The following is a 13,089-nucleotide window of genomic DNA, read 5'->3' as shown; positions in this document are numbered from 1 at the left end:
CGCCGCGTCAGGCCATCGCCGAGGCGCGGCGCACCTGCCATGACCTCCAGATGAAGGCGACGATGAAGAAGCCCGTCAGCACCAGAATGATCGTCGGTGCTGGCGCGCTATCGAGCCAGAAACTCGCATAGATACCGCCACAGGTCGCGACGATGCAGACCAGAACCGCGGCGACCATCATATGGCTGAAACGGCGGGTCATCAGGAACGCGATGGCTCCGGGGGCGATGAGCAGACCTACGGCGAGGATCAAGCCCGTTGCCGTCAGCGTTGCCACGATGGTCAGCGACAACACCGTCAGCAGTCCGAAGTGCAGCACATTGACCGGCAGGCCGGATGCCTTGGCTTGGATCGGATCGAACGCGTGAAGGAGTAGATCCTTCCACTTCGCCAGCAGCAGCGCCGTCACGACCAGACCGATGATACCGGCAGTCCAGAGATCCTCCGGCCCGATGCCGAGCATGTTGCCGAAGAGCACGTGATCGAGGTGGACGTTGGTCTTGACCGCGACGAACATCACGATCCCCAGCCCGAACATGCCCGAGAACACGACGCCCATGATGGTGTCCTGCTTGATGCGGCTGTTCTCGGTCAGATAGCCCGTCGCGGTAGCCGTGATCATGCCCGCCACGAAGGCTCCGACGATCAGCGGCAGGCCAAGGATATAAGCCAGCACAATGCCCGGAAGGACGGCGTGGCTCACAGCGTCGCCCATCAGCGCCCAGCCCTTCAGGACGAGGAAACAGGACAGCAGCGCGGTCGGAACCGAGATCATTAGCGCTATGAAAAACGCGTTCTGCATGAAGGGAAAATTGAAGGGAAACAGAAGGGTATCGAGCATTATGCACCCTCCGCCCGAAGTGCTTTGGCTGCCTTGCGTTTGTGTGCCAGCAGCCCGTGTTTGGGGGCGAATACGAAGGTCGTCAGGAAGATCAGCGTTTGCAGCAGCACGATGACGCCGCCTGTCGCTCCGTCGAGGAAGTAGCTGATATAGGCGCCGACAAAGCTGGTCACAGTGCCGATGGTGATCGACGTCAGGATCAGCCGCGGGAAGCGGTCACAAAGCAGATACGCCGTCGCGCCGGGCGTCACGACCATCGCGATGACGAGGAACGCGCCGACCGTTTGCATGGCAGCGACGACGCTCGCCGACAGCAGGACAAAGAATACGGCCTTCAGCAATTGCGGACGCAGGCCGATCGAACGGGCGTGGTTCTCGTCGAAGAAGACGACCATCAGGTCTTTCCACTTCAGCAGCAAGACCGCCATCGACACGGCGCCGATGATCGCGAGTTGCAAAGTGTCCTCTGGCGTGATGGCCAAAATGTTGCCCATCGTGATCGTGTCGATAGAGATCGCCATCGGACTGACCGAGGCCATGAACAGCCCCACCCCGAAGAACGAGGTGAAGATGATCCCGATGATCACGTCGACCTTCAGCCCCGACCGATCCGAGAGGAACAGCATCGCGGCAGCGGCAAGCCCGCCCGAGATGAATGCGCCCAGCGCGAACGGGATGCCGAGCAGATACGCCCCCGCCACTCCCGGTACGACCGAGTGAGACAGCGCGTCGCCGATCAGCGACCAGCCCTTGAGCATCAGATAGCACGACAGAAACGCACAGACGCCGCCGACGAGCGCCGAAACCCACATCGCATTTAGCATGTAGGAATAGGTGAACGGCTCCAGCAACATGGTCATTGCGCGGCCTTCGACAGAGCGTCCGAGATCGAGAAATGACGCAGCACGCCGCCGAACGCCTCTTCGAGATTATCGCGGGTAAAGGTCGTCTCGGTCGGGCCGTAGGCGAGCACGGTGCCTTTGACCAGCACGGTGCGGTCGCAGAACTCGGGCAAGGTGCCGAGGTTGTGGGTCGACACCAGCATCACACGACCTTCGTCGCGCAGCTCGCGGAGCAGGTTGATGATCTGTTCCTCGGTCTTCACATCGACGCCCGTGAACGGCTCGTCCAGCAGGATCACCTGACCGTCCTGCGCCAGTGCACGCGCAAGGAAAACGCGCTTCTTCTGACCGCCCGACAGCTCACCAATCTGGCGATGGCGAAAATCGAGCATGTTCACGCGGGACAGCGCGGAATTGACCGCCTCGTGGTCGGCTTTGGACGGGCGGCGCAGGAAGCCCATCTTGCCGTAGCGGCCCATCATCACGACGTCCTCGACCAGCACGGGGAAGGCCCAATCGACCTCCTCGCTCTGCGGGACATAGGCGACGAGGTTCTTGCGCAGCGCGTCCTTCACCGACATGCCGAGCAGACGAATTTCGCCCTTCGCCACGGGCACGAACCCCATGATCGCCTTGAACAGAGTGGATTTACCCGCGCCGTTGACGCCGATCAATGCGGTGATCGTGCCGCGCGGCACCTCGAAACTGGCGTTGCGCAATGCGGTGTGACCGTTCCGGTAGGTCACAGTCACAGCCTCTGCGGCGATCCCGCCCGAGGTGTCCGAAGTGGCAAATTGCTGAATATCTTTCATCATGCGTCTTTCTGCCGGAGGGGACGGCTGCCCTAGATCGGCCCCACGCGGGGCGGCAATCACTGTATATTCAATCCGTTCGTCAGCCCCTCGGCGACAGTCTCGGAGGTCACGCGCAGCAGGTCGAGGTAGGTCGGCACCGGCCCGCCCTCCTGCGAAAGGCTGTCCACATAAAGCACCCCGCCATAGAGCGCGCCCGTGTCGCGGGCGACCTGCTCTGCCGGAGCGGTGTTGACCGTGCTCTCACAGAATACGGTCGGCACGCTGTGTTGGGTCACTCCGTCGATCACCGCCCTCACCTGCTGTGGCGTGCCCATGCGGCTGGTGTTCATCGGCCAGAGGTAAAGCTCTTTCATGTCGAAATCGCGGGCGAGATAGCTGAACGCACCTTCACAGGTCACAAGCCAGCGCTGGTCCTCGGGGATCGTAGCGATCTGTTCGCGGAGCGGCTCAAGCGTGTCGATCAGTTGCTGTTTATATGCGGCGCCGTTGGCCGCGTAGACCTCGGCATTCGCGGGGTCCTGGGCGGAGAACGCAGCAACGATGTTGTCGATATAAACCTGCGCATTGCCCAGCCCCATCCACGCGTGCGGGTTCGGCAGGCCCTCGTAGGCACCCTCCGCAATCGGGATTTCCTGAATACCGTCGCTCAGCGTCGCCGAAGGAATGTCGCCCAACACCCGGATGAACTGCTCGAACCAGCGTTCGAGGTTCAGCCCGTTCCAGAGGATCAGATCGGCATCGCTCGCACGGACAAGGTCCTGCGGGGTCGGCTCGTAGCCGTGGATCTCTGCACCTGGTTTGGTGATCGACACCACGTCGGCGGCATCCCCTGCCACGTTGCGCGCCATGTCCGCCAGAACGGTGAAGGTCGTCGCGACCTTCATGCGGTTTTCGTCGGCAAACGCGGCCTGCGACATTGCCGCAAGCATCACCGCCCCTGCCAGACCCACTTTTACCGATTGCACTTCGAATTTCATCACGCACCACTTTTGCGACTGAGTTGCAACAAGACATAGCCGAAGCCTGTTGCCAATCAAGTGCAATTCATTCGCAACTAGCAAAAACATACTGCAGTTGCGAAAAGCGGCAGCCAGTTGCGAATGGATGCCTTCCGAATGAGCGAAAAATGACGCTCTCGCCTTTTGCGTCCGACTGCAATCACGCTATGATGGCGTCACGAGCGATGCGCCAAGCGCCCAACGAAAGGACCAGCGCCGGATATGAATAAGTCCGTCAAGCTGACATTGACCGAACGCTGCCGTCACGCAGGACTGCGCATTACGGCACCGCGCAAGGCGATCCTGAAAACGCTCGAAGGCTCCGAAGATCACCCGAATGTCGAAGAACTTCACCGCCGCGTGAGCCGCATTGCCCCCGGAATCAACATCGCGACTGTGTACCGGACGATGAATACGCTGGCCGAGCACGGGCTTATCGAGCGGCACAGTTTTTCCGACGGGCGCGCTCGTTATGAGGCGGTCCCCGAGGACCACCACGATCACTTTATCAACGTCGAAACCGGCGAGGTGGTCGAGTTCCGCTCGGACGAGATCGAACGCATCCAAGAGGAACTCGCGCGCAAATACGGCTTTGATATCGTGAGCCATAGGCTCGATATCTATGTGAAGCCGCGCAAGGGCTGACCCCTACCCCGCAAGTAGGGCCGCGTTACCGCCTGCCGCCGTCGTATCCACACAGACATGGCGTTCGTGCAGAACGTTTGCCGCCGTCGGCATGGTCGTGACCAACGGAATGATCGGGCCGTTGCGGCTCGCGAGCGCTTGCAGATAGGCCTGCGGATCGTCACCCCAGTAGATCGCGGCACGGAAGCCGGTCAGACGGGTCAGCGCCTCTGCCGGCAATTTGCCCGCCACACGGATCGCAATGCCGCCCAGCACCTCGACCGCTTCGGCCTGCGCGTCCATCGCCTCCTGCCCCGGCCCCATACAGAGGATCGGTCCACGCGGCAGTGTGCTGAGCAGATTGGATTCGCCCGTCGGTCCCGGCAGAGCGATCTGCGCACCGATGCTGTCGTCATAGCGGCTGTTGATCATTCGCTGCACGGCCTGCTCGTCCGCCTCAGTGGTCCATTGACCAGCCACAGGCGCGGCCTCAGGTTTACCGAAATGCGGCAGATAGAGCGGGCCGCCCGCCTTCGGTCCCGTGCCCGAAAGCCCCTCGCCCCCAAACGGCTGATTGCCAACGACCGCGCCGATCTGGTTGCGGTTGACGTAGAGGTTGCCGACTTCGATACGGTCAGCGACCTCCTGCACGCGGGAGTCGATGCGGGTGTGCAGACCGAAAGTCAGGCCGTAACCCTTCGCGTTTACTGCATCAATGACCTTCTCCAGATCGCTTCCCTTGAAGGTCGCGACATGAAGGACGGGGCCGAAAATTTCGTGCTCCAACTCTTCGATGCCGCCAACGCGGATCATGGTCGGCGGGATGAAGTGCCCCTCGGTCGGCGCATCAAGCTGGTGGATCACGCGGTCCGAGGCCGCCGCGATGTAATCCGCGATCTGCTGCTGAGCCTCATCGTCGATGACCGGACCGACGTCCGTCGATAGATGCCACGGATTGCCGACGGTCAACTCGTCCATCGCGCCTTCAATCATCTCGATCACATGGGGCGCGACGTCCTCTTGGATATAAAGGCATCGCAGGGCGGAGCATCGCTGCCCCGCCGATTGGAACGCGGACGCCACGATGTCGCGCACTGCCTGTTCGGGCAGTGCAGTGGAGTCGACGATCATCGCGTTGAGCCCGCCCGTTTCCGCGACCAGCACCGCATCGGGCGACAGGTTTTGCACCATCGCCTTGCGGATCACGAGCGCGGTGTCGGTCGAGCCCGTGAAGACCACGCCCTTGATCCGCGGATCGGAGGTCAACGCCGCGCCGACCGTCGCGCCCTGCCCCGGCAGGAGTTGCAGCGCGGACGCGGGCACGCCCGCTTCATGCAATAGTCGCGTTGCGAAGGCCGCGACCAGCGGAGTTTGCTCGGCGGGTTTGGCGAGCACCGCGTTTCCTGCGGCGAGCGCCGCCGCGATCTGGCCGGTAAAGATTGCCAGCGGGAAATTCCACGGGCTGATCGCCGTGATAATACCGCGCGGGGTCGTGGTGTTGCGCTCGGCTTCGTTTGCATAATAGCGCAGGAAATCGACCGCCTCGCGCAATTCGCCCACGGCGTCGGGCAGGTTCTTGCCCGCTTCCCTTGCGAGGATCGCGAAGAGCGTGCCGTAGTTCGCCTCGTAGAGGTCAGCCGCGCAGCGCAGGGCATTCGCGCGATCGGCAACGGGCGCGGACCACAGCGTGGCATTGGAGATGGCCGCTTGAACGGTTGCGGTGTCGGCCTCGGTGACCGAACCGATGACCTCTCCGGTCGCGGGGTTGCGCACCTCGACCAGCTCGCCCGTAGCCGCGCCAACGGTGAGCGGCTGCGCATTAGGGATCGCAACGTCGCGCGCGGCATTGATCCGCGCCAAAGTCGCCTCATCCGTCAGGTCAAAGCCGGTGGAGTTCTCGCGACCCTCGCCAAACAGCTTCGACGGATGCAGCAGACCCGCAGGCGCGGTCGCCTCTTCGATCATTTCGAACGGATCGCGGGCGACTTCCTCGGGCGAAACGGTGTCATCGACGATCTGGTGGACGAACGAGGAGTTCGCACCGTTCTCAAGCAGGCGCCGCACGAGGTACGCCAGCAGGTCACGGTGGGCACCGACGGGCGCGTAGATACGGCAGCGGCCCTTGGTCTGGGACAGTACAATGTCGTGCAGGCGCTCGCCCATGCCATGCAGGCGCTGGAATTCAAACGGACGTCCCTCGGCTAGTTCCAGCACGGCGGCGACAGTGTGCGCGTTGTGGGTGGCGAACTGCGGATAGATGCGGTCCGAGTAGCCGAAGAGCTTCTTCGCGTTGGCGATATAGCTGACATCGGTGGCGGCTTTGGTGGTAAACAGGGTGAAATCCGGCAGGCCATTGACCTGCGCCAGCTTCATTTCAGTGTCCCAATAGGCGCCCTTGACCAGACGAACCATGATGCGGCGATCCAGACGCTCGGCCAGTGCGTTCAGCCAGTCGATCGTCAGTCCGGCCCGTTTGCCGTAGGCTTGCACGACGACGCCGAAACCGTCCCAGCCAGCCAGCTCGTCCGTTTCCAGCACAGCGCGGATGACCTTGAGCGAAATGACAAGACGGTCCTGCTCTTCCGCGTCGATATTAAGGCCCATGCCCGCATTCTTGGCCATCAGCGCCAGTGCGCGAACGCGTGGCACCAGTTCAGTCAGCACGCGCTCTTCCTGAGCGACCTCGTAGCGCGGATGCAGCGCCGACAGCTTGATCGAAATACCGGGATTTTCTTCGACACTGCCCTTCGTACAAGCGGTCGCGATACGGCGGATGGCGGAGGCATAGGCTTCGAAATAGCGCTGCGCGTCCTCGGCTGTGCGGGCGGCCTCGCCGAGCATGTCGTAGCTGTAGGTGTAGCCCTTGGCCTCTTGTCCCTTTGCGCGGCTGAGGGCTTTATCGATGCTCTCACCGAGCACGAACTGACGGCCCATTTCCTTCATCGCGCGGCCAACGGCGGCACGGATGACAGGCTCACCCAGACGCTTCATCGCGCCGCGCATGACACCTGCCAGACCCGGCTTTTCATCGTCGAGGACGCGGCCCGTTAGCATCAGCGCCCAAGTGGACGCGTTCACCAAAGACGACGAGGCTTCGCCGAGGTGTTTGCCCCAGTCGGAAGGCGCAATCTTGTCCTCGATCAGCGCGTCGATGGTGTCAGCATCGGGAACGCGCAGCATCGCCTCGGCCAGACACATGAGAGCGACGCCCTCGCGGGTCGAAAGGCCATATTCGGCCAAGAAATGCTCCATCATCGTGGGGCGCGAGTCGTCGCGGATACGCTTCACCAGATCGGCACCGCGTTTTGCGATAGACCGGCGGGTGTCGCCGGACAAAGCCGCGCCTTCGATGAGGGAGGAAAGCAGCGCCTGTTCGTCAGCGAATTTGGCGTCGGTCGTGAAGTGGTCGAGGGACATAAGGTCCATGGCGGCAGTCCTGAAAAAACCGTTCTATCAGTTTCCTCTGTACACCCGCGACAGAAGTCATATCGACTTCAATTGATCATATATAGAAAAAATTGTACTGCATTTTGTTAATTTTGCAGTTCTATTTTTAAAAAATGATGAAATCACATAGGCAGATCGACTTCTATAAGATCGCGGATCGTCGAACTGTCAGGCTTCGTCAGGCTGCCCCACGTGCCGCGCACACGGCCGTCGGCACCGATCAGCACCTTGTTGAAATTCCAGCGCGGCTCGTACGCCGCATTCTGGCGGAGCCAAGCATAGAACGGATGCGCGTCCTCGCCCTTGATGTGGACGATGTCGGTCATGGGAATATCGAGGCCGAAGTTCAGTTGGCAGAACTGTTTAACCTCGCCGATATCGGCAAGCTCCTGATTGAAATCGTCCGACGGAGTCGCAACCACGAGCAACCCGCGATCCCGGTATTCGTCATAGAGCGCCTGCATGTTGTCGTACTGACCGGTAAATCCGCAGCGGCTGGCCGTATTTACCACCAGCACGGGCCGCCCCTTCCAGTCATCGGTATCCAGAAAGCCGCCATCGGCGCTGACAAAAGTGAATCTGGGAATAGGATTTTGCGTCACGTTGGCGAGCGCGGGCAGTGCCAGTGATGAAACAGCGGCAGTCATAAAAATACGGCGCGTCAGATGCATTGGCAGCTCCTTTTATGCGTCTAGTATACGCGCTGGGGCAGGCTTTTGTTTCATTTTTTCTACAATAAAGATTGCGAATTAATGATGCATCCCCTCGACTGAGGGGGGCTATTGTTTACGATTTCGCCAAAATTTCGTTACGGATCACGGCTTAGTGGTTCACCTAGGCATCAATCCGCTCCATACTGCGCAAAAAGCGACGACGCCGTCAGAGCAGTCGCGCGACAGCAGAATTGGGCAGGCAAACCATGGTGATCGCTTTGGAACGAGACGACGTTGACTACATCAAACCGGTCCGGACATTTCTCCTTCACTGGCTGAACGAACAGGTGGGCGAAAACGTCAAAGTCGTGCAGGTCGGCGCGAACGATGGCACCATGGCTGACCCGCTGTCCCCCGTCATCGGGCGCTTCAAGTGGAGCGGCCTCCTGATCGAGCCGGTCCCCCGCTATTTCGCTAAGCTGAGCGAGAAATACGCTGGCAACGAAAAGATGCACCTCAAGAACTTCGCCATCTCGAACGACGGCGGTACGGCGACGATCTTCCACCTGTCCACCAAGTTCGAGGCCGAATATCCCGGCTGGGCGCGCGGCCTTGCGTCCTTTGACCGCGAGCACATCGAAAAAGCGATTAAACCGCAGCACGTGGACTCGATCACTGTGCCTTGCCACCCGCTGTCGCAGATCCTCGAAGAAGCGGGCTTTAACGACGCGAACGTGCTGGTCGTCGACGTCGAGGGCGCCGAGAAGCTGGTGTTCTCGTCCTTCCGCTGGGCGCAGTTCCGCCCTTCTATCATCGAGGTCGAAACCCGCCACCTGCCGCCGAACCTGAAGAACTGGCTGTTCAACCACTTCCACCGTGGCGGCTATGATGTGTACGACTTCGGCTTTGACACTATCGCAATCCGTCGTGGTTGGTTACCTTCCTCATTGCGTCATCTGGTTGCGCTGACGCGTATGAACGAGTTCAAGGTTGAGCCACGTAAAGTCGACGCCGCATAAGGACGGGTAGTGCTCATTTTCGAAGGTGACAGGTTCGCAGTCCGTAAAACGCAGGGCAGCGGGAACGAAGAGAACTCAGGCGGTCCGGTCGTCGTGACATTTCCCCATGCCGGCGGTCCGACCATGGGCCGCGGTATCGCGTTCGGCGAGAATTTCCTGCGCGCCAAGGGGATCGACGCTTACCACGTTCTGAACGCTGAAGTGGACTGGTTCCAACATCCTCAGTTCTGGGATGCGATCGACGCCATCCGCGCCGACATCCCTGAAGACCGCGAAATCGTCACCTACGGCTCTTCGATGGGCGGCTATGGCGCGCTGCTTGCCTCTGGCCGTTTGAATGCCGCCCGCGTGCTTTCCATCGTTCCGCAGTTCTCGATCGACCGCAAAGTCGTCCCGTGGGAGCGCCGCTGGAAGGCTCATGCCGAGCGCATTGGCGATTTCAGCTACGATGTGGAGGCAGAGATCGCCGAGAACGCGCAGATCTATTCGCTGCACGATCCGCGCAATACGGACGAAGCGCAAATCTCGCTCTACCGCAAGCGCCCGAACTGGCACCAGTTTCGCTTGCCCTACTCGGGGCATACGCCGCTCATGCTGCTGCTTCAGGCGGGCGCGCTGTCGCGCTTCGTCACCAGCGCCATTGCCGGCGAGATCGACACCTCAGAATGGAACCGCACGCTGCTGGACGCGCGTCGCAACGGGCGTTCCTACTGGCGCGTCATCGCCATGCACGCAGTCCGTCTGCGCCGCACCGATTTCGCCTTTGAATGCATCGAACGCTTTGCCGACATGGGCGCGAGCGACGTAGAGCTGGAGACCGCGCTTGCGTCGATCCAGCGTGCACAGGAAAGCCAAGCCCTGCAAGCCGAACGCATGGCCGCTGTTGAGGCCCAGCGCGCGGAGCGTCAGGCCCGCTTGGCCGAAAAACTGAATAACACCTCGGAAGGAAGCCCGACATGAGCGGCTCGCGGACCATTATCGTTACCACCAAGAACGAAGGCCCGTTCCTGCTCGAGTGGATCGCGTACCACCGTCTGATCGGCTTCGATAACCTCGTGGTCTTTGCCAACGACTGCGAGGACGGCAGCGACAAGATGCTGGAGGCGCTCGATGCAGCCGGTATCATCCGCTACTTCGACAACTCCGAAACGCCCGAGGGTCTGCCCGCTGATCCGCAGAACCGCGCCTACCGCCGCGCCTTCGCGATGGATCACGTCAAGGAAGCCGAGTGGGCGATGGTCCTTGATGCGGACGAGTTCTTCAACATCCACGCAGGCGACGGCACGCTGGACGATCTGTTCGAAACCGTCGGAGAGGCCGATGTCATTTCGGGCACTTGGTGCGTCTACGGCAACTCGGGCATCGTGACCTATGCCGACGATCTGATTACCGACCAGTTCATCCGCTGCGCACCGAAAGACGTTCAGGTCTCCTTCCGCCATTTCGGGATGAAGACCATGTTCCGCCCCGGCCCTGTCCATCGCCTCGGCATTCACCGCCCGTTCCTGAAGGGTGAGTTCAAGCGCCCAGAAAAGCCGCTGCGTTGGCTGAACGGCTCGGGTCAGGACGTGACGCGGTTCTTCCGCGAGGCAGGCTGGGCCAACTCGCCCGCGAACAAGGGCTACGACCTCTGTCAGGTCAACCACTACATGATCAAGTCGAACGAGCTTTTCCTGATGAAGCGCTATCGCGGCACGGCGAACAGCGGCGACGCGGACCGGATCAACTTCTCTTACTACGACGATTTCAATTCGAACCACACCGAAGACGCCTCGATGCGCCGCTGGTCCGATCGCATCCGCGTCGAGATCGCGACCATCCGCAACATGCACCCCGAAATCGCGGCAGCGCATGATGCGTGCGTTGCGTTCTTCCGCCAGAAGATCGCCGCGCTGACCTCCGACCTCGAAAAGGCGGACAAAGAAGTCTTCGACAAACTGGTGAACCCCGAGAGCATCGCCGCTCAGATTGCCGCCGATGAAAAATGGGTGGCCGAGGCCCGCGCGAAGGCTGCCGCCCCGAAGCCGCAACCCAAGCCCAAGCCTGTAGCGCAAGACGACGACGCGGTTGAAGATGACGAGCCGACCGTCCCGCTGGCCGACGCAGCGCCGCAGTGGCTGGCCGACCTGCGCCGTTCGGAACACCGCCGCGGCTTCTATCACTCGGACGAAAAATTCGCCGCCAACTTCGTGTTGCGTGACAAGGAAAAGCTGGTCATCTCCTTCGACAACCTGTCGAGCGTGAACGAGGCCGCTTTGTCCCGCGAAAGCTGGGGCTATACGTTCTACCGCGCCGAAGGCTGGTCGCATCTCGGCGTCATGAGCTTCGAGGCGAACTGGTACCGCGATGCGAGCCTGTTCAACTGGATCGAAGGCATGGCACGTCAGGGCTTTTTCAAGCGCTTCAAGCGCGTTCTGCTGACGGGCACGTCGATGGGCGCCTATGCCTCGACCGCGTTTGCGCGCCTGATCCCCGGCTGCACCGTGCTCGCGTTCTCGCCGCAGTCGACGCTGGATACGAACCTTGTTCCTTGGGAGACCCGCTTCGGATCGGGCCGCAAGCAGGACTGGTCGGGCCGCTTTGCCGATGGTGCGCAGGCGCTGGAGCAAGCGGGCAACGTCTATATCCTCTACGATCCGCACTTCGAACAAGACCGCCTCCACGCCGAGCGCTATCAGGGCAAGAACATCGTACCGCTTGCGACGTGGTTCTCGCACCACAAATCGGCGCTCTTCCTACGCCGCGCCGAACTGCTAAAGCCGATCACGCGCGAGGCGATGGACGGCACGCTGACGCCGCAGTCGTACTATAAGATGTACCGCGAGCGCCGGAATTTGCCGTGGTACGTCAACGGGTTGACCGAAAAGGCGCTGGAGGCAAAGCACTTTGGCCTCGTCGGACACATGGCGCATGCGCTGGAACGTCAGGGACGTGTGCATCTGGCACGGTCGGTCAACGCGCGCTTGAACTCAGCGAAGTCGGGCAAGTGATTACCGTAGGACGCGGCGAAGGCCGTCCTGCACGCGTTTGAGCGGTTCCAGATAGAGCGCAGCTAGGTCGCTCGCCTCGGACTGAACCGCCGCGACACCTGTGTTCAGCGCCGCCACGACATGACCGTGCGCGTTGTACAGCGGCACTGCAATGGACCGCAGGCCGACCTCGACCTCTTGGTCGATCACCGCATAGCCATCGGTGCGGGCGGCTGCAAGCCGCTCCATGATCCGTTCAGGCTCCGTGACGCTTTGCACCGTGCGCGGCGTCAGGTCGGATGTGTCGATCAGCGCCCTCGCCTCTTCCTCGGGAAGCGCGGCGAGCAGCACCCGCCCCATCGATGTACAGTGCGCTGGCAGACGCGATCCGGGCATCAAGCCGATGGACATCACACGCCGCTGCGCTGCGCGGGCGAGGTAGACGATCTCCGTCCCGTCGAGGATCGAGACCGAGGTCGACTGACCGATCCGGTCGGACAACTGGTCGAGCCAAGGCTGGACCACCTGCGCCAACGGCAGCGACGCCAGCGCCCCCATCCCGAGCCGCAGAACACGCGGGGTCAAGGTGAAAAACTTCCCGTCATAGGCCGCATACCCCAGCTCGTGCAGAGTCAGCAGACAGCGCCGCGAGGTGGCACGGTCAAAGCCCGTCGCCTCTGCCACGTCGGCGATCGACAGCCGCGCGTGTTCGGCATTGAAGGCCTCGATAACCTTCAGCCCCTTGGCCAATGAGCCTATGAAGTCGGATTTGTTCGCCATGCGAACAGAAAAATCCGCGATACGAACAAAAGTCAATATGCGAACAGATTGCCTTCTCAACCCGATCAGGCGCGCGTAGCTTGCCGCCAATCGTGAGGAGA

The 13,089-nt window shown here is 61.3% G+C and carries 11 protein-coding genes; 4 read left to right on the top strand and 7 right to left on the bottom strand.

Going from position 1 to position 13,089, the window contains the following annotated elements:
* Window positions 1–7: 7 nt before the first annotated feature.
* From HCZ30_RS11325 to HCZ30_RS11310, 4 genes are read right to left on the bottom strand one after another with little or no spacing between them, the layout of a single operon-like run.
* Window positions 8–841: a metal ABC transporter permease gene (locus HCZ30_RS11325; RefSeq protein ID WP_175581024.1), complete on the bottom strand. Its 834-nt coding sequence runs from the start codon at window positions 839–841 to the stop codon at window positions 8–10.
* Complete coding sequence (locus HCZ30_RS11320) at window positions 841–1,701, bottom strand: metal ABC transporter permease (protein ID WP_167638409.1); 861 nt, start codon at window positions 1,699–1,701, stop codon at window positions 841–843. The genes HCZ30_RS11325 and HCZ30_RS11320 overlap by 1 nt, the downstream gene beginning before the upstream one ends.
* Window positions 1,698–2,495 (bottom strand): manganese/iron ABC transporter ATP-binding protein, encoded by a 798-nt coding sequence (locus HCZ30_RS11315; RefSeq protein ID WP_167638537.1) that lies wholly within the window; start codon window positions 2,493–2,495, stop codon window positions 1,698–1,700. Before HCZ30_RS11315 ends, HCZ30_RS11320 begins: the two co-directional genes overlap by 4 nt.
* Window positions 2,496–2,554: 59 nt before the next feature.
* Window positions 2,555–3,475: a metal ABC transporter substrate-binding protein gene (locus HCZ30_RS11310; RefSeq protein ID WP_167638408.1), complete on the bottom strand. Its 921-nt coding sequence runs from the start codon at window positions 3,473–3,475 to the stop codon at window positions 2,555–2,557.
* Window positions 3,476–3,718: 243 nt separating this feature from the next.
* Here HCZ30_RS11310 and HCZ30_RS11305 point away from each other — a divergent pair, with 243 nt between their 5' ends.
* Window positions 3,719–4,141 carry a Fur family transcriptional regulator gene (locus HCZ30_RS11305; protein ID WP_167638407.1) on the top strand — a complete coding sequence of 141 codons (423 nt, stop codon included), beginning with the start codon at window positions 3,719–3,721 and terminating at the stop codon, window positions 4,139–4,141.
* Window positions 4,142–4,144: 3 nt separating this feature from the next.
* Here HCZ30_RS11305 and putA read toward each other — a convergent pair whose 3' ends face one another.
* Together putA and HCZ30_RS11295 are read right to left on the bottom strand one after the other, a co-directional pair.
* Window positions 4,145–7,546 (bottom strand): bifunctional proline dehydrogenase/L-glutamate gamma-semialdehyde dehydrogenase PutA, encoded by a 3,402-nt coding sequence (gene putA / locus HCZ30_RS11300; RefSeq protein ID WP_167638406.1) that lies wholly within the window; start codon window positions 7,544–7,546, stop codon window positions 4,145–4,147.
* A gap of 143 nt (window positions 7,547–7,689) precedes the next feature.
* Window positions 7,690–8,238, bottom strand: coding sequence for a glutathione peroxidase (locus HCZ30_RS11295; RefSeq protein ID WP_167638405.1), 549 nt, complete (start codon window positions 8,236–8,238; stop codon window positions 7,690–7,692).
* A gap of 260 nt (window positions 8,239–8,498) precedes the next feature.
* Between HCZ30_RS11295 and HCZ30_RS11290 the strand changes: the two genes are divergently transcribed.
* The 3 genes from HCZ30_RS11290 to HCZ30_RS11280 are packed head-to-tail and all read left to right on the top strand — an operon-like array spanning window position 8,499 to window position 12,229.
* On the top strand, window positions 8,499–9,239 hold the full coding sequence (locus HCZ30_RS11290; RefSeq protein ID WP_167638404.1) for an FkbM family methyltransferase: 741 nt from the start codon (window positions 8,499–8,501) through the stop codon (window positions 9,237–9,239).
* 9 nt (window positions 9,240–9,248) lie between these two features.
* Window positions 9,249–10,199, top strand: coding sequence for a hypothetical protein (locus tag HCZ30_RS11285; protein WP_167638403.1), 951 nt, complete (start codon window positions 9,249–9,251; stop codon window positions 10,197–10,199).
* Window positions 10,196–12,229 (top strand): glycosyltransferase family 2 protein, encoded by a 2,034-nt coding sequence (locus tag HCZ30_RS11280; protein ID WP_167638402.1) that lies wholly within the window; start codon window positions 10,196–10,198, stop codon window positions 12,227–12,229. Before HCZ30_RS11285 ends, HCZ30_RS11280 begins: the two co-directional genes overlap by 4 nt.
* Here HCZ30_RS11280 and HCZ30_RS11275 read toward each other — a convergent pair whose 3' ends face one another.
* On the bottom strand, window positions 12,230–12,988 hold the full coding sequence (locus HCZ30_RS11275; RefSeq protein WP_167638401.1) for an IclR family transcriptional regulator domain-containing protein: 759 nt from the start codon (window positions 12,986–12,988) through the stop codon (window positions 12,230–12,232).
* Window positions 12,989–13,089 lie beyond the last annotated feature (101 nt).

Origin of the sequence: Marivivens donghaensis, assembly GCF_011806565.1 — a bacterium.
In the GTDB taxonomy this organism is placed as follows: domain Bacteria; phylum Pseudomonadota; class Alphaproteobacteria; order Rhodobacterales; family Rhodobacteraceae; genus Marivivens; species Marivivens donghaensis_A.
Note: the sequence above shows the minus strand (reverse complement) of the source record. Positions and strands in the feature narration are given on the sequence as shown.

Coding starts and splice junctions, on each gene's coding strand:
- HCZ30_RS11325 (WP_175581024.1), bottom strand. CDS start 841: ATGCTCGATACCCTTCTGTTTCCCTTCAATTTTCCCTTCATGCAGAAC.
- HCZ30_RS11320 (WP_167638409.1), bottom strand. CDS start 1,701: ATGACCATGTTGCTGGAGCCGTTCACCTATTCCTACATGCTAAATGCG.
- HCZ30_RS11315 (WP_167638537.1), bottom strand. CDS start 2,495: ATGAAAGATATTCAGCAATTTGCCACTTCGGACACCTCGGGCGGGATC.
- HCZ30_RS11310 (WP_167638408.1), bottom strand. CDS start 3,475: ATGAAATTCGAAGTGCAATCGGTAAAAGTGGGTCTGGCAGGGGCGGTG.
- HCZ30_RS11305 (WP_167638407.1), top strand. CDS start 3,719: ATGAATAAGTCCGTCAAGCTGACATTGACCGAACGCTGCCGTCACGCA.
- putA (WP_167638406.1), bottom strand. CDS start 7,546: ATGGACCTTATGTCCCTCGACCACTTCACGACCGACGCCAAATTCGCT.
- HCZ30_RS11295 (WP_167638405.1), bottom strand. CDS start 8,238: ATGCATCTGACGCGCCGTATTTTTATGACTGCCGCTGTTTCATCACTG.
- HCZ30_RS11280 (WP_167638402.1), top strand. CDS start 10,196: ATGAGCGGCTCGCGGACCATTATCGTTACCACCAAGAACGAAGGCCCG.
- HCZ30_RS11275 (WP_167638401.1), bottom strand. CDS start 12,988: ATGGCGAACAAATCCGACTTCATAGGCTCATTGGCCAAGGGGCTGAAG.